The sequence below is a fragment of the Cohnella sp. 56 genome (assembly GCF_037963805.1).
Classification (GTDB): domain Bacteria; phylum Bacillota; class Bacilli; order Paenibacillales; family Paenibacillaceae; genus Cohnella.
On sequence record NZ_JAZDQE010000010.1, the window covers coordinates 71756 to 97642 of the forward strand.

Here is a 25887-nt window from a genome sequence, read left to right on the forward strand (position 1 = left end):
AATCGCCAGTCACAGACAGTTGGTTTAGATTCGCGCTTTGGCAAGAGCTGAATAAGGTTGCGCATTCCCCGAGCCGCAAGGTACGATGTACACACAATAGGCGGGGGAGATGAGGCGCATGAAGCAGCAGGCAGAGGCGATTGACGTAGAAAAGTCGGTGCTTGGCGAAGGACCGTTGTGGCTTCCGGAGAGCGGGCAGCTCGTGTGGGTGGACATCGAAGGAATGAAGGTTCGGATGTGGAATCCGAACACGCGCGAGGAAAAGAGCGTTGCCGTCGGGCAGCGCATCGGCGCGATCGTGCGGGCGACGGACGGGCGAATGGTGTGCGCGCTGGAGCACGGATTTCATTATCTTGATCTGACGACGGGCGAGCTGGAGCCGATCGTCGATCCGGAGGCGCATTTGCCGGGCAATCGGTTCAACGATGGCAAATGCGATCCGGCCGGTCGGTTCTGGGCCGGTACGATGCCGATGTCCGGCGGAGAGCCGGTCGGAGCGCTGTATCGGCTGGACGCGGACGGCTCTGCGCATCGGATGGTCGGCGAGGTCGGTTGCTCGAACGGCTTGGGCTGGAGCCTTGACGGCAGTACGATGTATTACATCGATACAGGGACAAGGCGAGTTGACCGGTTTGATTATGACGCTGTCAGCGGCAGCATCTCCAACCGCCGCGCCCTCGCGGTTATCCCCGCCGATCAGGGCCACCCCGACGGCATGACCGTCGACGCCGAGGGCAAGCTGTGGGTCGCGCACTGGGACGGCTATGCCGTCAGCCGCTTCGATCCCGACACCGGCGCATGCCTGGAACGTATCGAGCTGCCCGTATCCCGAGTCACCTCCTGCTGCTTCGGCGGTGACAATCTGGACGAGCTGTACATCACTTCCGCCAGCATCGGACTGAGCGAAGAGCAGCTCCGGCAGGAGCCGCTGGCCGGAAGCCTGTTTGTGTACAAGCCCGGCGTGAAGGGGCGGCTCTCCTACGACTTTAAGGTTCGGAGCGAGTAGGAGCCGACGATCGGCGACGATAAGCGTTACGCATTAATAAAAAACAGATGCCAGACGACATTCTGAACTGTGAGCCAGTTTGTGGACAGGCTTAAGCTGTAAGCAAGTGACTCCTGAATTCATCATACATCAGGGGTCATTTGCTTTAATGTCCATTGATAACGTTCTGAATGGTAGTCAGCAACGCGGGCCTTCACCTCATCGATGGTTCGGCTCGGCAGTCCAGAAGCTGCACATCATCTCTGAGGTGGCCGAAGAATGATTCCATGGACGCACTGTCCCAACAGTTCCCGTTTCTCGACATCGACTGTTTGAACCCGGCTTTCTGAATTGGCAGCCGGACATTAGGATGGGTGTAGTGCATGCCTTGATTGGAGTGTAGCACGGCTTCCGGATGCAGGTTGCCGTTCAGGCGCTCAAGTAAACGATCTAGTGTCCGTTCAACGAGGGTGAGCTCGAGCGTCGAACTCACGCACTCCGATAAGATTTGACGGACTGCACCATCCTTCACACAAGACAGATAGGCCCATTGGCCGTTGCCGTAACGCAGGCAGGTAATATCGGTCAGAAATGGATGTTGTCATTATATTTGACACACTGGATGTTTTTCAAAATCCATCATCCAAAAGTGCGATTACTTCTAATACTCGATTGGATACTGCTGGCAAAAGAGCAACACATAACATTTTCTTTAATATTTAAAGATAGCATTTAAGGGGGAAGCATCCTCATGCTTCCCTTTCCGACTATTATCACGGAGGGAATTCATGTGATTGGAAAGAAAATGATAACTGCACTTGCAGTTGTGTTGCTTCTAAGCGGTTGTTCAACTACCTTAAAAAGCAATAATCCTACTCATTCAGTAGGGATGAACGCGGGTCATTCAGAAATCTCCCCAAACATTAGTTTAGACAGCGCAAAAAAAGCTTTCAGTGAATATATAAATTATCGTTTATGGTGGTATCCCAATGAAACAGATAATCAAATTAATTTTGAAGCCTATATCGGAAAAGAAATAGAAGCTGAAGTGCGGATATATGAATCGGATCCCCAATCAGCCTATATTCATACAACGTTAGGAGATTGGTTGGCCAAGATAGTTTACAAGGACGGATTCGTTTACTGTGATGGGTTTGTAAGACAGGAAGAAAACATTTATCCACAAGGAGACTATAAGAAGGTTGATACTTTAAATATAATAGTGGAGACCCCGCATAAGCCGAATTACGGCTCTTCACCTCGTAAAAATAAAATGATTCAAGCTGTAGAAAAATATGTGGATTTTAGATGTAAGGATTTTGCTGCCGGGACAGATGCGGACTTATGGAAGGGCGTTAAAGTATATATCGCAGATTTTTATGAATACGAGGAGGTTGTCAGTGTTTGGTTCGTCAGACAAGACGGATATGCCGCGAATATGCCTGTCCAATTAACTGAAAAAAATAACGAATTTGAAACACAGGGAGACAAGGGGACTCACATACAGGATATTAAAAAAGAAAAGGACTTCAATTTTCAGAGAGAAATCGATGATGCAGTTAAGCAATTCGAGTGTGATTAATTGTACATGCGTGACCGCTCAATGAGGCCTGTAAGGCGGCCAAGATCGACGGTGCGGGCAAGCTGAAGCAGATCCGGACGATCACGCTGCCGCTTCTATAGCCTACCGTGAAGGACTTGGCCGAATGGCTTGTTCCGTCGCAAGCGGGCTTCCCGAGAAGTTTGTCGACGCCAGATAGCCGTTCGTTAATCTGTAGCAAAAGGCACCCGCTTGGGTGCCTTTTGCTTGTCGATGCGTCCGCCGTAGCGGGTCTCTCGACTGCGCTAGGCTTTGGTAACTGGAGACTCCCCCACATCGGGCACGGTAGTGCCTAATTGTTTGGAAAGCTCTGCGCCAATTTCACGGCTTATACGGGCGAGCGTCGGGCCTGCTGGTGAATAATACGCCGTATATGGTTCCGGGCACGCAGGGCGGGTTTGTCACTTATCCATCGGCCGTAGATGGACATCAGCAACAGCTTGCCGATCTTGCGCCAAGGAAAGTCTTCTTCCGGCTAAAAGGCCCGAAGTGACAAGCAGATATCCAGGCCGATAGCGTGCCGATATTGGACGCGCATTCATAACAACGTCCGGCTATTCATATATATGATGAGAATATGGCACGGGGAGGTAGAGGAATGGACGAACAGAACGCTCGTGGTCCGATAAACAACCCAAATGGGCAAGGCGCCGCTCCTTCGCAAGGGATAGGCGGCTCGCAGCCCTCGCGTTACTCGCAGACGGTCGGGGAGCGCGGTCCGATTGTGGAGCAAGACACGATGCTGCACGAGAAAAACGAAACCTTTATCCATGGGACGATAAGAGAACGCCCGTTGCACGTGAAGGGCTTCGGGGCATTCGGCTATTTCGAGACGGTGAACGCCATGACGGCTTATACGAAGCTTTGTTTCCTGCAGCGTCCGGGCCAGCAGGTCCCCGTTGCCGTCCGCTTCTCGCTGGCGGCCAGCAACAGGGGGACGCCGGATACTTCGCGCAATGTGCGCGGCTTCTCCACCAAGTTTTATACCGAGCAAGGTATCTTCGACCTGATATGCAACCATCTGCCCGTATTTACGGTGCGGGACCCGATGCGGTTCGTAGAGACGGTCAGCGCCTTTAATCCGTCGCCGGTCAACAACCTGATGGATCCCAACCGGTTCTGGAGCTTCTACGCGAACAATCCGGAGGCGACGCATTTTGTACTGCAGCTATACTCGGACCTGGGGACGGTCAAGAGCTTCCGCCACATTCCGGGCTACAGCGTGAGCACGTATGTATGGAAGAATGAGCAGGGCGTCCGTACATATGTGAAATACAATTGGATCCCGCTGGCCGGCGCGCAGTACATCGATAGCCAGGAGGCAGCGCGGCTCGCCTGCGAGAATCCGGATTATGCGGGCAAGGATCTCTATGACACGATTGCGCAAGGGAAGACGGTGGAGTACGGACTGTATGTGCAGCTCATGAATCCGCAGGACGAAGCTGCGCTGCCGTTCGATCCGCTGGACGATACGAAGGTATGGGATATGAGGCAGTACCCGCTGCTGCTGGTCGGCAGGATGGTGCTGAACCGCAATCCCGACAATTATCGAGACCAGGTGGAGAAGCTGGCCTTCTCCCCGTCCAATATGCTGGAAGGCGCCGAGTTTTCATTCGACCGCGTGCTGCAAGGCCGAGCCAATATTTATACGGATTCGCAGCGGTTCCGATTGGGACCGGAGTTCCGCAGCATCCCGATCAATCAACAGGCGAACTGGAAGCCGTCGGACGAGGTGACAAGCGGCACCGGCAGCTATGTGGCAGGGCGGCTTGAGCGCACTGCACCCACTAAAGGCGATGATTTCACGCAGCCGGGGCAATTTTACCGCTCGCTGGCGCCCGTACATCAGGAGCAATTGGTCCGCAACATTGCCTCCGATCTTGGCGCTGCCGTGCCGGAGCTGCAGCGGATTGTGATCGGCTATCTAAGCCAGGCTTGCCCTGAGCTGGGACAGGGCGTAGCAAAGCAGATCGGGGTATCCTAGAATTGAACAATGACAGCGACGGGCAGGATAGCCGCCTATCTGGCATCGGGCCGCAGCCATGCGCCGTTGCTGAATATGCCGTTGGCCGCTCTGGCGGCTGCCGAACGGGGCGGCGGCCTCGTTCAACAATTTTTACGCCGGCATTTAAGCCTCTGTAAAGTTAAAGACTCTTACCGGAAACGACTTATTTCCGGTAAGAGTCTTATTTTTGACCAGGCTCCCGCTCTGGCTGCATGGCCTGAATTCGATCGTGGCGTTCGCATTCGGCAGTGCATATCCAAGCTCGATTGCGGATACTCCTGCCGACCTCGCGCTCGGGCCATGCCGAACCGGATAAGCGCATGCCGCGCCGGGCTACAGCACCTGCTCGAGGAAGCGGGCGGCGCGCTCGCTCTGCGGCCGGACAAAAAACTGATCGGGCGTCGACTTCTCCACCAGCCTGCCGTCGTCCATGAAGTAGATGGTGTCGGCGGCTTCGCGCGCGAACTTCATCTCATGTGTCACGATCAGCATCGTCATGCCGGAGCTCGCCAGCCCCTGAATGACGGCCAGCACTTCCTTGACCATCTCCGGATCGAGCGCCGAGGTCGGCTCGTCGAACAGCATGATGTCCGGCTCCATCGCCAGGCTGCGGGCGATCGCCACCCGCTGCTTCTGTCCGCCCGACAGCCGGGATGGATAGCTGTCCGCCTTGTCGGCGAGTCCGACGCGCTCGAGCAGCGCCATCGCTTTGTCGCGGGCCGCGTCCATGGACAGCTTCTTGACCTTGCGCTGCGCAAACGTAATGTTGTCCATGACCGTCATGTGCGGGAACAGATGGAAATGCTGGAACACCATGCCGATCCGCTGCCGGACCGTCTCGATCCGCACATGCTTGCCGGTCAGCTCCACATCGCCGATCGTAATGATGCCCGACGTCGGCCGCTCCAGCAGATTGAGGCAGCGCAGGAAGGTGGACTTGCCGGAGCCCGAAGGGCCGATCAGCGCGACGACCTCGCCCTGTGCGACCGAGGTGGTGATGCCCTTCAGCACTTGATGCTTGCCGTACGTTTTTGTGAGCTCGGTGACATTAATCACTGCGGCGCAGCCTCCTTTCCAGCAGTCGTGCGAGCGATGTCAGGACAAGCACCAGCACGTAGTAGATCGCCCCGGCGAACAGCAGCGGCTCCAGCGCATGGAACTCCGTAGCCTGCACGACGCTCGCCCGGCGCATGATGTCCTGCACGCCGATGACCGAGACGAGCGAGGATTCCTTGATCAGCGCGACGCATTCGTTCACGAGCGCCGGCAGAATCGACTTCACCGCCTGCGGCAGGATGATGTAGAACATCATCACCGGATACGAGATGCCGAGCGCCATCGCCGCTTCGCGCTGTCCCTTGTCCACGGCCATGATGCCGCCGCGGATCGTCTCCGACAGGTAGGCGGCGGAGTTGAGGCCGAACGCGAGGCCGGCCGCCATCAGCGCCGATATTTTATATTGGAACAACTGCGGTACCGAGTAATAAATCAGGATCAATTGCAGCAGCAGCGGCGTGCCGCGGAACACCGACGTATAAGCGGTGGCGAACCACTCCAGCGGCTTGATGCCGGACAGCTTGAACAGCGACAGAATCGTGCCCCATATGAACCCGAACAGCGCCGACACGAGCGTGAACAGCAAGGTCACGTACACACCCTTGAGCATATAAGGCACGTACGCCTTCATAATGCCGAAGTCCAGGTTGAGGAACTTCCCTTCCTTCTGATCGCCGTTCTCCTCGAACCACTTCTTCGTTATCGCTTCCAGCTGTCCGTTCTCCTTCATCTCCCGGAGCGCCGCATCGAACGATGCGACCAATGAAGAGCCCTTGGGGAACGCGATCGCGTAGCCATCCTCGGCGTTGCCTGCCGGCAGGAAGTTCATGACGAGATCCGGATTGGCGGCCGTCATGTCCAAGGCCACTGCGTCTTCGACGACGGCCGCGTCGATGCGGCTCGACTTCAATTCCTGAATGATATCGGGAACGCGGTTCAGCTTTTTAAGCGTCACATTCGCGAGCGTCTGGGCGTACTGATCCTGCGTGGAGCCCAGCTGCGTGCCGACCGTCTTGCCGGATAGCGATTCCGCCGTCGTCAGCGGCGCGTTCTTGCGGGAGACGATCGTATTGCGCGCCGTGTAATAGCTGGATGAGAAGTCGACGCTCTGCTTGCGCTCGTCGGTCACCGACATGGCGGACATGACGAAGTCGACGCGCTTGGTCTGCAGCGCGGCGATCAGTCCGCTGAAGTCCATGCCGGAGATCTCCAGCTTGTAGCCGAGCTTGTCGGCGATCGCCTTCGCGATGTCGACGTCCAGGCCGACGATGTCGCCGCCGCTTTTGGCGTCGATATTTTCGTAAGGCGGATAGTCCGGCGAAGTACCCATGATCAGGGTACCCTTTACGCCCGGCAGCGGAGCGGGGGCTTCGCCCGAAGCGGCGGACAAGGCGTCCGTTCCTTGCGGGGCCGCCGCGGCGGCCTGCTGCCCGAGGCCGCCCGGAACCGCGATGATGGCGAACAGGAACAAGGCAAGCAGCGCGAGCGCCGTCCGTTTAGATTTTCTGAGCATGGAATTTCGCATGTTGACCTCTTTCGTATGACATGGGATCAGTTGTCGAAAGAAAAGTATATAGGAAAGTTCGGGAAGCACGCAATGTCCAAAAAACAACAGGTCCGACACTGCATTGCGGCTGCGCTGCGCATGCGTGCACCCGACTGCGGTCCAGTTCGGTTCACGACCAAAGCAGGGCTTGAGTTCACGACGCGGGACGATGGGAGGCAAAGGCGGCCTGGGCTACAATCATAGAGACAGACAAAAGACAGAGTCGAAGCATGGGAGGGAATTCATATGGGCGGCAGCAAGGTGGAATTCGCGATCGGCGGCTTGGCCGATACGGTCCAGCGGGCGGGAGCACGATATTCGATGCGGCAGCGGACGTGGCTCGCATGGGAGCGAATCGTGTGGCTCGGGATGGAATGGCGCAGCGAGGGCAAGCTGGATTACGGCATCTGCAAGCTGCTGATCAAAAAACACGCAGGCGCGCCTATCGTATGCGCGGACGGCACGCGGATCGAGCGCGGCGACCGGGTCGGAGAGCTGCATCTGGACAATCGCGTCATGCTGGAGCTGGCGCAGTCGGTCGGCTCCGACCGGGCCGCGCTGAAGACGGCCAGGCTGGCCCGCGCCGCGCTCAGGCGAATCGCCGAAGCGATGGAGGACGATCCGAGGCTGGCCGGGGTGAAGGGTCTGCTCGGCACGACGCTGCTGCACCGCGGGCTCGTGCACGGTCTCGGCTTCGAGTGCCGGGCGATGAGCTCCCGCCGGCTGGAACGGTTGACGACCGTTTATTTGCAGCTGCTGTTGAGCTTCCTTCACCCGGACGGGCGCTCGCGGACGAGAGAGAGCAAGGACAAGCTCGTGCCGATGCAACTTATTCATTCGCGCCAGTCGCTCAGGCAGTCGATGAGGATCGACAAGCCCGCGGCGATGTGAGAGAGGGACTCATTCTTGCAAAAAAAAAGTTGGCCGAAAGGAAGGGGGTATATATTCTTTGTCGAAGTATGTATAGTTCGATACATACAACAAGAAACGGTAAGCGTGGTGGAAAATGAGGAACAGATTTCTTTCCAGCCCTTCATTTGCGGCAATCGAGAAGCGGCGGCAGGTCCAGTATGTGCGCGGATTCATTTTTACCTATTGGACCGTCATCGCCGGACACTTCTTTGCGCAGCTGTTTTCCTTTTTATTCCTCGACTACAAGACGAGCGCGCCCTTTTTTTATTCGCACATTCTGATTTTTCCCACGCTGCTGATGTGCTCGGTTACAGCCGTCGCCCACCTGGTTCTGTACAGAGCAGAGCGGTACTCGTTTTATTCGTTGTTCGCGGCGGGGACGATCATCGCGATGGTCATTATCCATTTGAACATGGACATTCATATTATTGCCGCCGTCATGCTGCTGCCGATTTTTGCGTCCACGATTTTTTACCGGCTGAGCTTGACCTGGTTCACGTCGCTGCTGCAGATCGTCGCTTTCGGCTGCATGTATCAATGGGATCACTGGTTCCGCTCGTTTATGGGTTCGTTCGACCTGGTCGCGATCATTTTGTTTTTTGCACTCAGTACGTTTGCCGCCAGCGCGGTGATCGTCAGCGGACGCGATCTTGTGCATGATCTGGAGTCGGCCATGAGGAGCCAGCAGCAGCTGCTGGTCGAGAATACGGTCATGTCGCTGCGGTCCAAGACCGACGCTTTGACGAGTTTGTACAATCATATGTCCTTTCACGAATTTTACGACAAAGCGCTGGAGTTTGCGGATCGAGGCGCTCTTTTCCACCTGGCGCTCATCGACATCGACAATTTCAAGACGATCAACGATACGTTCGGGCACCGGGTCGGAGACACCGTGCTGTCCGAGGTGGCGCGCGTCATCAAGGAACGAATATCGCCCGCGGACATTGCCGCCCGCTACGGAGGAGAAGAATTCGCGCTGCTGCTGTTCGAGCAGACGTTCGAAGATGCCTACAACCTGGTGGACCGTATACGCGCGGAGATCGCCGAGACAGGCCACGCCGAGCTTCAAGGCAGGAACGTCACCATCAGCGCCGGCATCAAAAGCTACTCCAGCGCATCGAGCAAAGAAAGCTTGTTCGAGCGGGTGGATGCGCTGCTGTACGAAGCCAAGCGAACCGGCAAAAACAAGGTCGTATCCGCCATGCAGCACGTTTGAAGAAATAACGAAAAAGAGCTTTACTTTGTGGCGGATAGCCTGTATAATCTGATTTATCGTCTTGAGAGAGCAATCGAACGAGACAGCATATGCGGTCGTGGCGGAATTGGCAGACGCGCTGGATTCAGGTTCCAGTGGTAGCAATACCGTGGAGGTTCGAGTCCTCTCGACCGCACCACCTTAACAAAAACTGGCTCTTGATTTCGTCATTGCGACGATTCAGGAGCTTTTTGCATTAAAAGATGATCTATTCTTCGCCCAGTTTTCTGGAGATGCAAAATTTTTCCGTTTTCCAACAAGAGCCGGACCAGGTTTATCTCGACACTGGAATTACGACAGCGAAGATCTACGTGAATGTCGGGCAAATGAGCTTTGCGGTGACAAACAATAAAGGTGTTCCCGATGTATGGCTGAACATACAAAAGTAATGCTCATATTTCAATAAAAGTCCAAAACGGTTTCCGCCGTTTTGGACTTTTGTTGAAATATTTGTTGAATTATAGTTCCATTAGCGTGTATGATGCGATTATATACATGATGTAAAAGGAGAACTATTATGGCCAAGAAAGTTACGATGCAATCGATAGCGGATGAGCTGCTGCTATCCAAATCATTGGTATCCAAGGCGCTGTCGAACCAACCGGGTGTGAGCGAGGACACGAGGGAACGAGTGCGGCTGACGGCAATGAAATTAGGCTATCCGATTAACTCTTCCATTTTGTCCGTCCCCTCCGCGAAAACGGGGAACATTGCTGTGCTGTTACCGCGAGAAGATTTGAAGGATTTCGAATACTGGGGGAAAATCTTGCATGGAATCGAAAAAGAGCTGAGCGAGAAGCAGTTAAGCATGATTGTAGGCGGACTCGATGCCTCACTGCCTACGAATGAAGGGATGCCCAGTTGTATTGCGGACCGAAGAGTGGATGGAGCACTTATTCTTGGGCTTGTTCCTCTCGGCTATATACTGGCGATCAAAGCAAGCGGGATACCGATCGTACTGGTCGATTCGCAAAATTATCAGTTAAAGCTCGATCATGTGTTTGCGGAAAACTATATTGGAGGATACGAAGCGACACGCTTCCTATTGGAAAAAAAACACCGAAAAATAGGTTTTCTAGGGGATGTACAATATTCCGCGAGCTTTACCGAGAGATTCCGCGGGTTTACCGCGGCGATTCAGGACTATCGTGCTGACAACCGGACAGAGATCGAGGAATTTCATTTAACAGCTTCCAAGCGCGAAAATTTCTTTCCTTACTCCATCCGGCAATTAGAAGAGATACTGGAGAAAGGCCAACGTCCAACCGCCCTCTTCTGCGGCAACGATCCGGTTGCCTTCGACGTTCTTCAACAATTGGAGAAGCGGGGGATGGCAAGTCCGATCGATATTTCCTTAATTGGCTTCGACAACGTACAAAAATGCGAATGGACGACTCCCAAGTTAACTTCGGTAGACGCCTGCAAGGAGACGATGGGGGTCAGAGCGGTACAACTGCTACTGCGAAGAATGGAGAATCCGGACGAAAGGTCTGAACACGTAAGGATTACGACGGATATTATTGAACGCAATTCCGTATTGGGATTGATTTGATCCAGGCGGGGATGCAATTGAAAAGACAGATCGGACTTATGGTTCCGTCTGTCTTTTTTTGTCCAATAAAACGTACACAATTTTAAAGAAACAAATTTCCAAAAACGTGTTGACATCTAAAGTTGTTGAAGTCATAATTACGAATGTAAACGTTTTATTATTGAATTTAGGGGGATCGTTCAGTGAGAAAAAAAGGATGGTTAGCTTCATTTTGTTTGTTTTTGGCATTTGCATCGGTTGCTTCTGGCTGCGCAAAATCCAGTGACAACACGCCTGCGTCGTCGGAAAGCAGCCCCGCCCAGTCGGCCTCGGCCAGTGAGACAAACAGTACTCCTGCGGAGAAAGACGTCGATTTAAAGATCATTAATTTCCGTGTAGAAGACAAAGCGTTTTACGATCAAATCAATCAAGCTTTCCAAGAGAAATATCCGCACATTCATGTGAAATATGATGTTGTGGCTACAAAAGATTATCAGCAGCTCAAAACGGCCCGCACCGCAGCGGACGATGTTGATCTAATTGCCAGCGGCGGCGAATCCGAATTAGCCGATCCAAATCATCGCGACCTCTTGGCGGATATGAACGGGCAGCCTTTTCTGGAGCATTACATCCCGGATGCTTTGACAGCCGGACAGTATGAAGGCAAACAGCTTTTCCTGCCGACCAGTTCTACCACTCTGGTTACCTTCTATAACAAAAAGGTATTTAACGATCTGGGTTTGCAAGTGCCGACGACCTGGGACGATTTCGTCAAGGTTTTAGAGCAAATAAAAGCAGCCGGCATCGATCCGATTATGTTTGGCGGCAAAGACCAATGGCCGGTCAATATGATTTTGGATGAATTGGAAGCAGGCATCGTGCGGAGCCAAGACAAAGATTTCTATCTCAAAATGCGTACTGAAGAAACGAAATTCGATCCCGCTTGGGTAGAGGTGTATCAGAAGCTCGGCGTTCTAGGCAAGTTTTTCATCAAAAACGCCGTCGGTCTGGATTATGGTCAGGCACCTGGTTTGTTCGCGCAAGGCAAAGCAGCCATCATGATCGATGGATCTTGGAGTCTGGCGCAGATCGAAGACGCCAAACCTGAATTTGAAGTGGGCGCATTTTTGCTTCCTGGCAGCAACGATCCGGCCGCAAATGGCATTGCGACAACCAAATTCGGTTTCGGCTGGACTGTATACAAAAATTCGAAAAACAAGGATGCCGCCATGAAATATCTTGAGTTCCTGTCGGAGACGGAAAACTACAAGAAATATAACGACATGGTAAGAATGCTCCCGACACAAAAAGATATACAGAATGCTTCACCGATTGCGCAAGAAATTTCCGTATTGCTCGCCAAACAGATGCCGATTTGGGAAAACCTCATTATTCCGGGGGCGAAGTACAATTATACCCAATATGGTATGGAAGTGATCCTGGGGTCACTCACTCCAGAGGAAGCCGCGAAGAAAATGCAGGCTGATCTCATCGGAAGCAAAGATTCTTGGAAGTAAGCCGGAAGACGGGTCCAAGCTTTTGGCTTGGACTCGTATTCTTCTAAGAAGGGGACATCTCATGCTCAATAGCAACCGAATTTCGCGAATATGGCCTGTCTTAGTCGTTCTGCCAGCGCTATTCCTGTACATTTTGTTCGTTCTGCTCCCCACTTTAAGCAACTTATTTCTGTCCTTCACTGACTTTACGGGGAATCTGCATAAACCTTTGCATTATATCGGCATCAATAATTATTCAAGAGCATTCCATTCGGATTTCCAAAGTATCGGCGGCGCGATCCGGAATACGCTTATTTTCTCGGTTCTGGTCACGCTGGTCCAGAATATGGCGGCAGTGCTGCTTGCGGTGCTGGTAAACTTGAAGTTAAAGCTGCGCAACATTTATAGAGCCATCCTGTTTATGCCGAATGTGCTAGGGGTCGTCATCATCGGCTTGGTTTGGACGCTCATTTTCGACCCTATTTCTGGGCCGATCGTCAAAGGGTTTGAGAGAATGGGGATCGATACGGCCCTGCTTGGGGATCCGGGGTGGGCGTTATACCTTGTTGTTTTCGTGACCATATGGGCTAATTTAGGTTATGCCATGGTTATCTATATTGCAGGACTGCAAAGCATCCCGGAGGAGATGTACGAGGCTGCAAGGATCGACGGGGCAACGACAACCGATACGTTCATGAAAATTACACTGCCGCTCCTGCAGCCCGCGATTACGATCAACATTTTGATCAGTCTGATCGGCACGCTCAGCACTTACGACTTTATCATGGTATTGACCAACGGCGGGCCGGGAACTGCAACAATGACGCTAAGCTTGTTCGTTTTTAAGAACTTGTACAACGGCGAGTCCCAAGGGTATTTGGCCGCTCTTTCGATGATCCAGTTTGCGTTTATTTTCATTATCGTAGTGGTAGTCCAACATTTCCTGCGCAAACGGGAGGCGGAGTTATGAGTATGAGACGAAAATGGGGGCACGGCTTGGCGAACTTACTGCTGGCTGCAGCCTCTCTTTGCATACTGGCACCTGTCTTGCTAATCGTGAACGTGGCGTTAAAAAGCAACAACGAATTTCTGAATCGGCCGTCTTCGTTTGTGGAGTCATGGGAGTGGGAGAATTTCGGAGAAGCTTGGAAGCAGGCGGAAATGGGGCTGTATTTTAAGAACAGCGTCCTGTTCACCGTAGTCGTAGCGCTAGGCACTTGTATCATCGCGACGATGGCTGCTTACCCTATCGCGAGAAAACACTTTCGGGGCACCAATGTGTTGTATTTGATGTTTTTGTCCGCATTGTTCTTGCCGGTTGCATTGGTGCCGCAGGTCATGCTCATGAAGTATTTGGGCTTCCTTAACACGTACCACGGCTTTATAATGCTGAAAATCGGCGGATCGCTCGCCATCGCTATCTTTATTTTGACCGGGTTCATCAAAGGACTGCCGAAGGAGCTTGACGAGGCAGCGGTGGTCGATGGCTGCGGGTATCTGAGGTATATTTTTACGTTCGTGTTTCCGCTGACCAAATCGGCCTTATCCACCGTTGCCATGTTGACCGGGATCGGTACTTGGAACGACTTTATCAATCCCTTTCTTTTTTTAACGGATAAGGATATGAGACCTTTAACGGCGGGGCTGTATATGTTTTTTGGACAATATTCCACGAATTGGACCATTATGGCGGCGGGGATTATCGTGGTGGCTTCACCACTGATGGCCGCTTACTTCCTGTTGCAACGCTATATTATATCCGGGGTGACGAGTGGTGCGGTCAAAGGTTGAACCGGTCGGAGTGGCAAATGGAATTGGATTGGGAGGAACCGGAGTTGGATATATTGTTATCGCGCCAGAGTTGGCAAGTCAAAGGTTATTATCCGTACGTTCCATTGCTGTCGAAAAGTCAGGAAACAGGTCTGGTTTTGAATGGGGTAACGGGTTGGATTCCTGCATCCGTGCCAGGCGGAATCCATTATGATTTATATCGGGCTGGGTACATCCCTCATCCTTATAGAGACCAGAACAGCATTTCATGCGAATGGGTGGAGAATCGTTGGTGGATGTACAAGACAGTAGTTCACAAGCCCGAACATACGGGACGAAAACTGGAATTACTGTTCAAGGGATTGGATTATAAAGCAAGGGTCTACATGGACGGGTGTTTGCTAGGAAATCACGAAGGGATGTTTCATCCTGCCGTTTTTGACGTGACGGAGCACTTTCGGAATCAAGAAATGGCTACTTTGGAAGTGCTGTTGGAGCATTCTCCGGACGAAATGCACCAAATCGGCATCACATCGCGTACGGTAACCCAAAAAAGCCGCTTCAATTATAAATGGGACTTCAGTACGCGGCTTGTCAACATTGGGATTTGGGACGATATAATACTTCGCGTACGGGACGAGTATGCTCTGGATGACATCCGGATTGTCACTGACGCAGCGGACGGCAAGGGAACGATTGATGTACGTACCGTTGTTGGTCAAGTTGAAGCAGGCCAAGCCTGTTTGATGCAGGAAGGATACGAATTGATCGCGGAATGTTACGATCCCGACGGCATTCTGGTCGAACGGCAATCCCGGCCGGTGAATGGTGCAGGCGATTTCCGTTTTCTGTTCCAACTCGACCGTCCTTTGCTCTGGCACCCGAACGGACACGGCGAGCAGCCCCTGTATGGATTGGAACTGCAAATCGTTCGTCAAAATATGAGCATCGACAAGCGTTCGCTCAAGACTGGCGTCAGGCGCCTCGCCTACGCGATGAATCGGAACAGCCCAGAGGGGGCGTTCCCGTACACTATTGTCATCAATGGAAAAAAGATATACATCAGAGGAGTAAATCTGCCCCCGCTTGATTTAATGTATGGGAACGTTAGCGAAGGCAGCTATGAATGGCTGATTTATTGTCTGAAGAAAGCTCATATCAATTTGGTGCGAGTTTGGGGCGGCGGCATTATTGAGAAGGAAGTTTTTTACCAGCTTTGCGACCGTTATGGCATTATGGTTTGGCAGGAATTTATCCAATCCAGTTCCGGTCTGGACAATGAACCGTCCAAGGTGCCTTCCTTCCTGGATTTGTTGGAAAAGTCTGCTGTACATGCGATCAAGTCACGACGCAATCACGTTTCCTTGGCGGTATGGAGCGGCGGCAATGAGTTGACCAGCGCGTTCAACAAGCCTTCAACGTTGGAAGACCCGAACTTATCGATGCTGCAGGATCTAGTTCGTTTGCACGATCCCGAGCGAATGTTTTTACCGACTTCAGCATCCGGACCAGTAGAGTTCATTACGAAAGAAAAAGGAATTAGCCACGATGTACACGGGAATTGGAAGTACATGGGCCAAGATGAGCATTATGAATTATACGGCGAAGCCGATCATCTCTTTCACAGCGAGTTTGGCGTAGATGGCATGAGTTCCGTGAAGAGCATCCGTAAATTTTTCTCCGAATCGCACCTGGCTCCGTTTTCGATGGATGACAATCTGGTTTGGCGGCATCATGGGGAATGGTGGGACACCTATGAGCGGGACAAATCCTTTTTCGGTGAGCCGCAAAACCTGTCGGTATATTCGGAATGCAGCCAGTGGATTCAGGCGGAAGGGTTGCGTTTTATTCTCGAAGCCAATCAGAGACGAAAATTCGAAAACAGCGGCAGCATCATTTGGCAGGCCAACGAGCCATGGCCGAATGTGTCCTGCACCAACTTGATCGACTATTTCGGGGAAGGCAAAATGGCTTATTATTGGGCGCGCAAAGCTTTTTCACCGCTTCATGCTTCGCTCGACTATCGACAGTTGAATTATGGAATCGGTGAGTCCTTTGCCGGAGGCGTGTATGTGTACTCTAATGATATAACCGGGCCTGTGACGGTTACGGCGGAGGTGCTGAATCCACAGGGGCTTGTGCTGCACAGACAGCAGTTTACAGGAGACATTCCCGAGGAAGAAGCTTTGATGATTGGAGAACTTCGGTTTAAGCCCGATGATAGCTATATGGATATTTATTTTATCCGGCTGCGTGCCGAGACGGTTGGGTGTGTGTCGGAAGAAAACGTTTATTTCTTCACCACACGGAATCGGTTATGGTATGAACCTGCACTTACGCTTGAAGGAGTCGTTCTGCGCATACATGCCATGGGGTCTTGGCATGAGCAATCGGAAGCAGACGGAGAGAATGGCGGGTTTGTACGCTTGGTGAAAACATTCGAAGTCGAAAACACAGGCACGACGGTAGCTCTTCATGTTAGACCGGAGGAGACCACGAACGGCTTTTGGATGGAAGCCGAAGGGGCCTTTGAAACGATTTTCCCTGGAGAATCAAGAAGGATGACGATCGCCTGTGTCCGCAAGAGCGGTGGAGGGTTTCTGGAGGAGGATCGGCCGCAGGTTGATCCGGCGGAACCGGCTGTTGTTTTCAGCCATTTTGCCGCCAATGTGCAATCGGGAGCAATGGCCATGAGCAAATAGCAGAGGGAAGGGACGAGCAGATTGGACAACGGAAAAGACAGAACAGGAGCGAAATCGCTGCATACCGTCAATGTCGTCTCTCATACGCATTGGGACAGGGAATGGTATCAGGATTTTCAAGGCTACCGTGCAAGGCTAGTCTACATGATGGACGAATTGATCGATACGATGGAGAAGGAACCGCGCTACCGCTATTTTTTCCTAGATGGGCAGACGATTATGGTGGAAGATTACCTGGAGATCCGACCCGATCGTCGAGATCGGCTGATGGCGCTGATCGTGGCCGGAAGAATACAGGTTGGTCCCTGGTACGTGATGCCGGACGAGTTTCTGGTAAGCGGGGAATCGCTCATACGCAACTTGATGCGAGGTTTTCGGATGGCCCGTGCGTGGGGGACGGAGGCTGTAAAATCGGGATACATCCCCGATGTTTTCGGCCATAACAGCCAATTCCCTCAAATTTTACATGGATTCGGAATAGACAACGCAGTGTTGTTTCGCGGTTTCCATGGAGACGGAGATCCGTTCGAGATTATTTGGGAGGCAGCGGACGGCAGTCGTGTACTCGGTTTAAAACTTGACGAGGATCGTTCCTATAGCGACTTTTATTTCTTTTTCCGCTGGCCGTTCGTCGATCGGGACTTCCAGTACGAGTCCGAGGAATTAATCGCACGTGCGCGAACTATGCTCGACTACAAGCAGAGGCGCTCAATCACAGGCGTATTGCTCGGGCTGGACGGAGTTGATCATGGTGAAATTGAACCTCAGCTGCCATGGATGCTGGAGCAGTTGAATCAGGCTGCGGAATTAACGGGCGTTCGGTTTGAACATACGCATTTGGAGGATTACTTGGGCAAGCTTCGTTCAGCCGTCAGCGGATCGACAAGCGGTTTGTTGCCCGTGTTTCGCGGGGAACAGCGGAAAGCTGGCTATAATGGGGTCAACAATTTCGTTCTGGCCAATGTACTTTCTTCCCGTATTTATCTTAAGCAGCGTAATCAACAAGGCGAGAAGCTGCTGGAACAGTGGGCTGAGCCTTGGGGCGTGTTTGCGGCGATCGAGGGACGGGAATATCCGCAAGGCTTCCTGGATAAAGCGTGGGAATATCTGTTGCAGAATCACCCTCACGATTCCATCTGCGGATGCTCAATCGATCAGGTGCATCGAGACATGCTGTATCGGTTCGATCAAAGTCGTCTGATCGCGGAACGAATGATTGAGGAACAGCTCGCTTTCATTGCTGGTCATATTTCCGCAGATCATATTGGGGGCAAGCTAAGCATTATTGTCTTTAATCCTTCCCAGGTTGCGGAACGGGGGGTCGTTACGCTGGACATTCCGTTGCCCGTCGGTACGGACGCTGCGGTTACCCTGCCTTTGCTTGGAGGTACAAGCTTTCGTCTGTTTGACGATGCGGGCTGCGAAGTACCTTACCAGACCATTCGTTTACAGCGGAACGCTACGGAAAAATGGCGCCCGTACCGGGATATTCCACATGGCCGTCAGGTCGACCGTTTCACGGTAGCCCTGATGACCGATCTGCCTCCATGTGGCTACCGGACCTATACTGTCCAGCCATATACGATCGACATGCCGAAGGACGGGGATTATGCTTCTTCTTCTTGGCAGGCACCGGTCCGCAGCAGGGGAAGCATGCAGGTCGCGGCGAATGTCTGGGATAACGGACGAATTCGGGTGACCATCCGGGAGAATGGAACTTTTGATCTTACAGACCAACAGACAGGCAGGGAGTTCCCGAGTTTACTGCTCTTCGAGGACGAAGCTGATATCGGCGACGGATGGAAGCATATCGCTCCTATCAGCAATGAGGTCGTTCGGTCCGCTATAAGCGCGGCAACCCTATCCGTACTATGCGACGGGCCGATGCTGACACGGATCCGGATTTGTTTGCGACTCACGGTGCCGGCGAGGATAGACGCAGATCAAACCCGTCGCAGCGAAGAAAAAACGGAGATCACGATTGACACCATTCTGGAGTTGCGAAAAGGAGATCCGCTGCTACGCGTCACGACTACTGTGGGAAATACGGCTCGTGATCACAGGCTTCGGGTGCTTCTGCCGACTGGTCTTGGGGCGGAATATTACCAGACGAGTACGCCCTTCGATCTGGTGAGCAGGCTGGTTTCGCCACCGGACTATTCAACGCATCTCGAGAACGATTCGGGAGTTGCTCCGCATAATGGTATCATTGCCGTGGAGGACGAAGGCCAAGGTATTGCCGTATACAGCAAAGGACTGTACGAGATGGCCATGAGAGAAGCGAACCATACGATTGCGCTGACACTCTTCCGCAGTACTCGCAACGAAGTATTGACAGATGGCGGTGACGGAGGACAACTTCTGGGCGACTTGGTTTTCGAATATGCCATTCGTCCATTTGCAAGTCACGAAGCGTCTGCTTCAGAACGATGGATGGACTTGCAACGCTTTAACGGCGGCATCCGCTCTGCGGTGCGACAACCGGGACGCTTCATGTACGAGACGCCGCATCGCAGGCAGTCCGATTTGTCAGCTTCGAGGAGCTACTTAGAAGTGGAGGGAAGATTGATTCTCTCTGCGCTGAAGCAGGCGGAAGACCTGAAAGATGCCGTGATCGTCCGTCTGTTCAATCCTGAGGATACCGAGACGACAGGTATGTTGAAGTTCGCGCAGAGCATTGCGGCAGCTCAGCTTGTCGGCCTGAACGAGCAGCCTTTGGAACACATACAGGATTCGTCTTCAATTGAGAACGGCAGGGTTGTCCTGAGGGTGGGACCTAAGCGGATTGTGACGTTGCTCTTGCGTTTCGGATAGCAGAATAAAGTGAGGATAATTTCGCTTGGAGAAGGCATGCTGGGGCCGCAAGCTCGTCGATGCGGAAATGAAGCACATTGACTCTTTAGATTGCGGTTTATTAGAAGAGACCAAAAGCAAAAGGGAAGCGGTGGGTTGTTTAATAGCTGATAATCTTACAGGTTTGGCTGTTTATCATCCTGCACTCTGTGCATTCTTCAGATGATCGAGACTATAGCCGGATATTGATTCGTGTATGGAAGCGAGCGGTTTTTTAATCAGCTACTCAAAACGTATGAGGTCTCGGCCTCGACAGTCTGCAGATGAACAAACCGCTGCGAGGCCAGTCATGACAAAGCTTTCGGCGGTTGTGGATGATTTCGTGTAGTGCTCCAGATTTCAAGGGTCAAATCGGTGAAATGCCCCATAATACCGCAGGGTTGACCTGTAAAACGATTGCAAGATGTTGCTCCTCTGAAATTTGACGATGGCAGTGGAGCAGGGCTGCTTCGAGTGGCTTTCACTCCGAGTTCTCTCAAACGTCCAATTTTGGCCGCTTTCGATGATTTCCCGAGATGCCTTGTGGCACCAGGGGAAGGCGATGGGGAAACGCCGAAATCCCTTGGTTTTATAGGATTTTCTCGGTTACTGGTTCCTCTAAAGGGATATGATTTCCGTTGGGTTCCCTTTAGTGCGCTGGATTCAGGTTCCAGTGGTAGCAATACCGTGGAGGTTCGAGTCCTCTCGACCGCACCACCTTCATCAACAATAGGTTTCTGTTCTGCATATTTTTGCAGATCGGAGCCTTTTTTATTTGTCAGGATATTCAGAATTTCATTCATCACCTGCGCGGAGGTAATCTTAACCGTTTATTCATTATCCATTGTGCTGATGTCGATTACAAAACGATACCGAACATCTAAACTTGTTAATTAACTTATAGAAGATTTGGTGGGATAGATGGTGGCTAAGGTGGATCGGAGAATTGTTAATCGGGCTGCTGCTCGCTTTTGTCACGACCACCGTCATCCTCATTGTTGTTTTGTCGCATGGACCGTTCTTTGCTTTGTTTCTGGCCATCTTCATGTTTGCGGCATCGATCGGCATTATCGGTCCGATTTCCTTTACGCTGGCGATGGAATCGCAAGGACATATTGCAGGGAGCGCTGCCGCTATATTAGGCTCGCTACAATTTGCACTGGGGGCTGTCACTTCTCCGCTCGTTGGACTTGCCGGGGAAAATTCCGCAGTACCTTTTGGAATTACGATTTTTATGACCAGTGTATTGGCTGTAATCTCTTACGTATTGCTGGTTAAAAAGCGGGCCCCAGCTTCACAGTAACTGTCTTAATTGAGGAGGACAGTAATGAAAAAAACAGTTGCTGCAATGCTGCTCGCATTCCCTTTAATCACGATTGTCGGTTGCAATAAGGAATCCGAATCGACCGTGGCGCCAACCGTGGTGCCAAGTTCAACAAAAAATAATGAGACAACCGCTTCGACTAAACCGTCATCCTCAGCAGAACCAACTCCAACAGAAGATCAAACATCGGGTAAGAGGATTCAGATTATCGCAGGCGAGCATGTTGTCACCTTTCAGCTTAACGACTCGACAGCCGCCCAAAATCTCTATGCGCAATTGCCTCTGTCCTTGAAGATTGAAAACTATAGCAGCAACGAAAAAATCTTTTACCCGCCGCAACCGCTGGACATTAGCGATGCGCCTCAGGCCGGCGGCGGTTTTGGTGTCCTGGCGTATTATGCCCCCTGGGGCGATGTCATTCTGTTTTACGATGACTTTAGTCCCAATGGCAGTTTATACGAGTTGGGGCAGGCGGTATCCGGCAGCGAGCATATTCAGTCGATAGAGGAGGGCACGATTACGATAGAATCAGTTCCCTGAAAGACATTGCATACGAGGAGATGAAATGATTTCCCCCCTGTTTCTTTAAACATATTGCCTTTAACAAATAGATTTTTATTGCGTTGGCTGTACCTGACTTGCAAGCGATCGAGTCCGATCCAGAAGCGTTTGCGAGCAAACTTCAAGCTGTGGGTGAGGAGTTTACGGTAACTAATGAAAAAGTAGACTAAACGACTTGTTTTGATATTGGAGAGCGAATGTTAAAAAGCGCGGCGGAATTCCGACTGCATCCGCTGCACATAAGTGATAGCATGGTATGAATTCAAGGGTATATCTTACAAAGGAGTCTCTATTATGTCCACTATGTCCGACCGCCGAATGCTCGGAAATGTACTTGAAATGAAATTGAAGGTTGAACTGATGTGTCACACATTATTGTTTTAAGCGTATATGAAGGATAATAAAATAAAGATAATGATGCCGAAGGGGTGGTAGCTATGTTATGGTCGGAAGTGAGGGATCTTTTTCCTGATCAATTTGTATTGGTGGAAGAATTGAAATCTCATTACGAAGATAATAAGCTCCATGTAGAAGAAGTGGCGGTCATTAAGCCCATTCCAGATCCGAAAGCAGCATGGAAAGAATTATTTACCGCAAAAAATGAACGTTTTGTTTATCATACATCAAACGAAGCAATCGTCGTGGAAGTTCGGGACAAGCCCTTGATCAGGAGAACGTCAACACATGAATCTTGATTATATCAACGGACTGTTGTTTTCAAGCATTACCATCAAGCATTACCATCAAGCATCATGGCAAAACAATAATCATTCCTGAAGTGGTTGTTGATACAGGGGCAGCAGAATCCATCCTTTCGATTGATGCTGTAGAGGCGTTATTTAATGACTGCGAACCCGAGGACCAGATTCGCTTTATGACAGGAATCGGGGGCAGGGAAGCTTCCGTTCGCAGGATGATCGATCAGGTGAAGTTTCATTCATTTCAAATGAAAGATGTTCGAATTGATTTTGGACGAATCGGGGAATATTCCGAGATTAATGGTCTGATCGGTTTGGATATATTGATTCCGGGGAAATTCATCATTGATTTGAATCGGTTACGGATATACGCTGCAGGCAATGAGGAAGTTTGAATACTGGTTTCCTTATAGACAGCGGTGTTACACCGGAAGTGGCATGGCATCCATTTCATTTTTATCATTTCGGATAAACGAAAGGGGCTGTCCCAAAAGGGTGTTGTGCTATTTTCGAATGTAATGTTTCGACAGATCGAAAAACTTGGTCTAAGCATCTCTTACGATTATAACGAACGTATCCTGTCTCAGAGTAGTCAGAAAGTCAAGTATATGAATAATGCCGTTAGAGCCGTCTATGGATTAACAGAAGACCATACGTTGTCCAGCTTCAAGGGGTCGCACTTTCTCCAATAACAAGATAACCCCAAGGATATCGCCCTTCATTCGGGAGGACGATATCTTTGGGGTTTGATTTTGTTTGTTCTACTTTATCTGGCACTTCACCGTCGCAAAAAGTGCCGTCCGCGGGACTCCGTCACGGCAGACCGGAAAAAATCCACTTCAGCTTTGCCGGAGCGCGTGATAAAGTTAAGGTCTGAATCGGGGCGAGAGGGGGAGAAGCCGCATGGTTCGAAGGGTGCCCAGCATCCGTGCGGTGTTCACGCGCTTCATCATCCACTACATTATCTTACTTATCGTCATTTCGTGCATCGGGGGATATGTGTACAATCGCTCGTATGAGCTGTCGAAGAGCGAAGCGATCGAGTCGGGAATCGTCAGGCTGGAGCGCAGCATGGCGTTGATCGAGACAAGGCTGAACGAGGTAGAGAGCATCGCCACGCAAATTGCGCTCGACGCCCGCGTCGGCAGTCTGATGAGCGCGCAATGGCCGTATGAGGGCGAACAATACTACGGAATGAAGGCGCTTTCAGACAATTTGGCCAACTATAAAATCGGCAATCGGCTCGTTCGCGAGGCTTTTGTGTATCTGAACAAGGGGGCGTTCATCTCGTCCTTCCATCCGACCGCCGACGTGGCGTCCTTCTACGGAAAATTGCTGCAATTCGGTGATTTGACCTACGAGCAGTGGCGGCAGTCGATGCTTGAGGATTACCGCTATGCCGCTTATTTTCCCGAATCGTCCGTCATGGCGAACGGGACCCGCTCGCGGGTCATCACCTATGTCCAGTCGATCCCGATCGGGGCGCTCAACACGTACAAGGGTGCCGTCGTCGTGCTGCTGGACGCCCGCGAAGTGCAAGCCATGCTCGCGGGAGCGGTTCCTCCGGGCGAAGGCTGGGCCTATATCGCGAAGTCCGACGGCAGCATCGTGACAGGATTCGGCAACCCTTCGCCGGAGCAGCTTCGCGAGGCTGTGCCTGCGAGCGGCAGAGGGTACGAGGAAAAAACGATCGACGGCGTCCGAATGATCGTCATGCGCACGACACCTGGAGCGAACGGATGGCAGTATGTGGCCGCCATTCCCCAATCAGTTATCGCCGACAGCGTCGCGTATATCAAGCGGATGTATGTATACACGATGATCGTCACTGTCATCGCCGGCTTGCTGATCGCGGTTGCTTTCTCGTATACGAGCAGCAGACCGATCATGAATTTGCTGCGCAAGTTGCGCTCGGGCTTCGGCGAGTCGGCAGCGAACGCGCCGCTGAGGTCCGCTTGGGATTACCTGGACGGCACGATCACCGAGTTGATCGCCGAGCGGGCCAACCTGAAGCGTGACCTGAACCGCCAAGTCGACATCGTCAAGGCGACGTTCCTCGAGCGGTTGCTGCGCGGCGGCTTCACCAAAGAGCCGGACATCGAAGCGATGCGGGCTTATCTCGATCTCGATCTGGAGGGGGACCGGTTCGTGGCCGCGGTCATCGGCATTTCCGGCGCGGAAGCGACGACGCTCACGCCGGACTTGCTGCAGCGGCTCGATCTGGCCAAGCTGATCGTGCAGGAGAAATTCTCCGGACTGCTGCCGGCAAGCCTGAAAATCTACCCTCTCGACGAGCGCAGGTCCGTGCTGTTGATCGGGATGAACGAGGGGGACGTTCAAGCTTTTCGGCACGAGCTTGAAACCGCGGCGGAGCATGCCTTGGAAGCGCTTGCTGAATCGCTCGGTGAAGGAGTCGGACTCGCGGTCGGCGTCGGCAAGCCTTGCGAGCATCTGATCCGCATCCGCAACTCGTTCGACGAAGCGCTGCAAGCGCTGGAGGCGTCGGAGCAGAGCGGTAAGCCTTCTTCCGGGCAGAGTACGCTTGCCTTCTACGGCGATATCCGGCAGGAGCAGGACATCTATTATTATCCGACGGACGTAGAAACCCGGCTGATGAACCTGGTCAAGGCGGGAGACGAGAACGAGGTGCGGCGCATTGTCGACGAGCTTCGCGAGCGCAACTCCGGCGAGACGAAGCTGGACCCGGAGATGATCGCTCAATTGGCGTTTGAGATGCGCGGAACGGCGGTAAAGCTGCGCAAAGCGGTCGGCGCCGCCGACCCTTCGCAAGCGGAGGAGCTGGAGCCGATGATGGACGACCTGATCGGCCATCGGTCGGCGGACCCGCTGTTCGAGCGCGCGGAGACTCTGTTTGCCGCGCTGTCCGCGATAGCGCAGGAGCGCCTGCCTGGCCAGAAGGATCATTGGAGGGAAAAAATTCTCACTATTATGCACGATCGCTTCGATCGGGACGATCTGTCGTTGACGACGCTCGCCACCGAGCTCGGCATCAAGGAGAAATATGTTTCGCAGCTATTCAAGGAGCAAATTGGCGAAAGCTTCACGCAATATCTCGAACGTCTGAGAATGGACCGGGCCGCGCAACTGTTAGACGACCCGGCGGTCCCGGTGCAAGATATCTCCCGCCTGAGCGGTTATGCTACGCCGAATACCTTCTACAAAGCGTTCAAGCGCCATTACGGGATCAGCCCGTCCGTGTACCGGCAGCAGCAGATTAAACGGTAGTTGGCAGAAATCGAGGAGGCCTATGCGCATGCGCATAGGCCTCTCATAGATCGGGTATAACTTTATCTATAACTAAACTTTTAGGAAAACTTCAAAAGTCCAAAATGCTCGTCCGGATGAAGATGACCGTCGTGTAACGGTGTACTTGATTCAGGTACGGCATGGCGATGTCATAGCGCCAGGCTGTCCGGAATCCGTCATGGATGACTCTTGTTCTTGCCTATGGAATCACCTCCCCAGACATAATACATGTCGTCTCGTCCGCATGCAGCACGGTCTGGCGCAGCATGTGCTTGAGCGTCGACGGCGAGCCGAATTCTCGGAATACGGACGAATCGGTCACTCCACCGGAAACATTCCCCCCTCTC

At 52.3% G+C, this 25887-nt stretch carries 20 protein-coding genes and 1 tRNA gene; 17 read left to right on the forward strand and 4 right to left on the reverse strand.

Annotated elements, in window-relative coordinates:
• Nucleotides 1-118: 118 nt before the first annotated feature.
• Nucleotides 119-1006, forward strand: coding sequence for an SMP-30/gluconolactonase/LRE family protein (locus tag VQ071_RS17695; RefSeq protein ID WP_340515436.1), 888 nt, complete (start codon nucleotides 119-121; stop codon nucleotides 1004-1006).
• A gap of 193 nt (nucleotides 1007-1199) precedes the next feature.
• On the opposite strand, the gene VQ071_RS17700 is transcribed toward VQ071_RS17695, so the two are convergent.
• Nucleotides 1200-1517 carry a hypothetical protein gene (locus VQ071_RS17700; protein ID WP_445293306.1) on the reverse strand — a complete coding sequence of 106 codons (318 nt, stop codon included), beginning with the start codon at nucleotides 1515-1517 and terminating at the stop codon, nucleotides 1200-1202.
• Nucleotides 1518-1775: 258 nt separating this feature from the next.
• On the opposite strand from VQ071_RS17700, the gene VQ071_RS17705 reads away from it, so the two are divergent.
• Nucleotides 1776-2567: a hypothetical protein gene (locus VQ071_RS17705; RefSeq protein WP_340515437.1), complete on the forward strand. Its 792-nt coding sequence runs from the start codon at nucleotides 1776-1778 to the stop codon at nucleotides 2565-2567.
• Between the two features lie 616 nt (nucleotides 2568-3183).
• Entirely contained in the window at nucleotides 3184-4569 is a 1386-nt protein-coding gene (locus VQ071_RS17710; RefSeq protein ID WP_340515438.1) for a catalase, read from the forward strand.
• Between the two features lie 354 nt (nucleotides 4570-4923).
• On the opposite strand, the gene VQ071_RS17715 is transcribed toward VQ071_RS17710, so the two are convergent.
• Together VQ071_RS17715 and VQ071_RS17720 are read right to left on the reverse strand one after the other, a co-directional pair.
• Nucleotides 4924-5646, reverse strand: coding sequence for an amino acid ABC transporter ATP-binding protein (locus tag VQ071_RS17715; protein WP_340515439.1), 723 nt, complete (start codon nucleotides 5644-5646; stop codon nucleotides 4924-4926).
• A complete protein-coding gene (locus VQ071_RS17720) occupies nucleotides 5639-7171 on the reverse strand; it encodes an ABC transporter substrate-binding protein/permease (RefSeq protein ID WP_340515440.1) in 1533 nt (510 codons plus the stop codon). Before VQ071_RS17720 ends, VQ071_RS17715 begins: the two co-directional genes overlap by 8 nt.
• Before the next feature lie 267 nt (nucleotides 7172-7438).
• On the opposite strand from VQ071_RS17720, the gene VQ071_RS17725 reads away from it, so the two are divergent.
• From VQ071_RS17725 to VQ071_RS17765, 9 genes are all read left to right on the forward strand, one after another.
• A complete protein-coding gene (locus VQ071_RS17725; protein ID WP_340515441.1) occupies nucleotides 7439-8083 on the forward strand; it encodes a YkoP family protein in 645 nt (214 codons plus the stop codon).
• Nucleotides 8084-8264: 181 nt separating this feature from the next.
• Nucleotides 8265-9320, forward strand: coding sequence for a GGDEF domain-containing protein (locus VQ071_RS17730; protein ID WP_340515442.1), 1056 nt, complete (start codon nucleotides 8265-8267; stop codon nucleotides 9318-9320).
• Between the two features lie 91 nt (nucleotides 9321-9411).
• Nucleotides 9412-9498, forward strand: a tRNA-Leu gene (locus VQ071_RS17735).
• 378 nt (nucleotides 9499-9876) lie between these two features.
• The gene (locus VQ071_RS17740) at nucleotides 9877-10911 is read left to right on the forward strand and encodes a substrate-binding domain-containing protein (protein ID WP_340515443.1); all 1035 of its coding nucleotides are present in this window, start codon (nucleotides 9877-9879) and stop codon (nucleotides 10909-10911) included.
• A gap of 182 nt (nucleotides 10912-11093) precedes the next feature.
• Nucleotides 11094-12407 carry an ABC transporter substrate-binding protein gene (locus VQ071_RS17745; RefSeq protein ID WP_340515444.1) on the forward strand — a complete coding sequence of 438 codons (1314 nt, stop codon included), beginning with the start codon at nucleotides 11094-11096 and terminating at the stop codon, nucleotides 12405-12407.
• Between the two features lie 61 nt (nucleotides 12408-12468).
• Nucleotides 12469-13356: a carbohydrate ABC transporter permease gene (locus tag VQ071_RS17750; protein WP_340515445.1), complete on the forward strand. Its 888-nt coding sequence runs from the start codon at nucleotides 12469-12471 to the stop codon at nucleotides 13354-13356.
• Nucleotides 13353-14177, forward strand: coding sequence for a carbohydrate ABC transporter permease (locus tag VQ071_RS17755; RefSeq protein WP_340515446.1), 825 nt, complete (start codon nucleotides 13353-13355; stop codon nucleotides 14175-14177). The genes VQ071_RS17750 and VQ071_RS17755 overlap by 4 nt, the downstream gene beginning before the upstream one ends.
• A gap of 17 nt (nucleotides 14178-14194) precedes the next feature.
• The gene (locus VQ071_RS17760) at nucleotides 14195-16858 is read left to right on the forward strand and encodes a glycoside hydrolase family 2 protein (RefSeq protein WP_340515447.1); all 2664 of its coding nucleotides are present in this window, start codon (nucleotides 14195-14197) and stop codon (nucleotides 16856-16858) included.
• 21 nt (nucleotides 16859-16879) lie between these two features.
• Nucleotides 16880-19672, forward strand: coding sequence for an alpha-mannosidase (locus VQ071_RS17765; protein ID WP_340515448.1), 2793 nt, complete (start codon nucleotides 16880-16882; stop codon nucleotides 19670-19672).
• Nucleotides 19673-19998: 326 nt separating this feature from the next.
• On the opposite strand, the gene VQ071_RS17770 is transcribed toward VQ071_RS17765, so the two are convergent.
• The gene (locus VQ071_RS17770) at nucleotides 19999-20493 is read right to left on the reverse strand and encodes a hypothetical protein (RefSeq protein ID WP_340515449.1); all 495 of its coding nucleotides are present in this window, start codon (nucleotides 20491-20493) and stop codon (nucleotides 19999-20001) included.
• A gap of 143 nt (nucleotides 20494-20636) precedes the next feature.
• Between VQ071_RS17770 and VQ071_RS17775 the strand changes: the two genes are divergently transcribed.
• The 5 genes from VQ071_RS17775 (at nucleotide 20637) to VQ071_RS17795 (ending at nucleotide 25519) form a co-directional block, all read left to right on the forward strand.
• A complete protein-coding gene (locus VQ071_RS17775; RefSeq protein ID WP_340515451.1) occupies nucleotides 20637-20993 on the forward strand; it encodes a hypothetical protein in 357 nt (118 codons plus the stop codon).
• Nucleotides 20994-21017: 24 nt separating this feature from the next.
• On the forward strand, nucleotides 21018-21554 hold the full coding sequence (locus tag VQ071_RS17780; protein WP_340515452.1) for a cyclophilin-like fold protein: 537 nt from the start codon (nucleotides 21018-21020) through the stop codon (nucleotides 21552-21554).
• 458 nt (nucleotides 21555-22012) lie between these two features.
• Nucleotides 22013-22270: a hypothetical protein gene (locus VQ071_RS17785; protein ID WP_340515453.1), complete on the forward strand. Its 258-nt coding sequence runs from the start codon at nucleotides 22013-22015 to the stop codon at nucleotides 22268-22270.
• A complete protein-coding gene (locus VQ071_RS17790) occupies nucleotides 22267-22668 on the forward strand; it encodes a retropepsin-like aspartic protease (protein WP_340515454.1) in 402 nt (133 codons plus the stop codon). Before VQ071_RS17785 ends, VQ071_RS17790 begins: the two co-directional genes overlap by 4 nt.
• A gap of 508 nt (nucleotides 22669-23176) precedes the next feature.
• On the forward strand, nucleotides 23177-25519 hold the full coding sequence (locus VQ071_RS17795) for a helix-turn-helix domain-containing protein (RefSeq protein WP_340515455.1): 2343 nt from the start codon (nucleotides 23177-23179) through the stop codon (nucleotides 25517-25519).
• Nucleotides 25520-25887 lie beyond the last annotated feature (368 nt).

What these genes read in the sequence shown, in the direction of transcription:
- VQ071_RS17695 (WP_340515436.1), top strand. Translation starts at nt 119, where the DNA reads ATGAAGCAGCAGGCAGAGGCGATTGACGTAGAAAAGTCGGTGCTTGGC.
- VQ071_RS17710 (WP_340515438.1), top strand. Translation starts at nt 3,184, where the DNA reads ATGGACGAACAGAACGCTCGTGGTCCGATAAACAACCCAAATGGGCAA.
- VQ071_RS17720 (WP_340515440.1), bottom strand. Translation starts at nt 7,171, where the DNA reads ATGCGAAATTCCATGCTCAGAAAATCTAAACGGACGGCGCTCGCGCTG.
- VQ071_RS17725 (WP_340515441.1), top strand. Translation starts at nt 7,439, where the DNA reads ATGGGCGGCAGCAAGGTGGAATTCGCGATCGGCGGCTTGGCCGATACG.
- VQ071_RS17740 (WP_340515443.1), top strand. Translation starts at nt 9,877, where the DNA reads ATGGCCAAGAAAGTTACGATGCAATCGATAGCGGATGAGCTGCTGCTA.
- VQ071_RS17750 (WP_340515445.1), top strand. Translation starts at nt 12,469, where the DNA reads ATGCTCAATAGCAACCGAATTTCGCGAATATGGCCTGTCTTAGTCGTT.
- VQ071_RS17755 (WP_340515446.1), top strand. Translation starts at nt 13,353, where the DNA reads ATGAGTATGAGACGAAAATGGGGGCACGGCTTGGCGAACTTACTGCTG.
- VQ071_RS17760 (WP_340515447.1), top strand. Translation starts at nt 14,195, where the DNA reads ATGGAATTGGATTGGGAGGAACCGGAGTTGGATATATTGTTATCGCGC.
- VQ071_RS17770 (WP_340515449.1), bottom strand. Translation starts at nt 20,493, where the DNA reads ATGAATGAAATTCTGAATATCCTGACAAATAAAAAAGGCTCCGATCTG.
- VQ071_RS17780 (WP_340515452.1), top strand. Translation starts at nt 21,018, where the DNA reads ATGAAAAAAACAGTTGCTGCAATGCTGCTCGCATTCCCTTTAATCACG.
- VQ071_RS17785 (WP_340515453.1), top strand. Translation starts at nt 22,013, where the DNA reads ATGTTATGGTCGGAAGTGAGGGATCTTTTTCCTGATCAATTTGTATTG.
- VQ071_RS17795 (WP_340515455.1), top strand. Translation starts at nt 23,177, where the DNA reads ATGGTTCGAAGGGTGCCCAGCATCCGTGCGGTGTTCACGCGCTTCATC.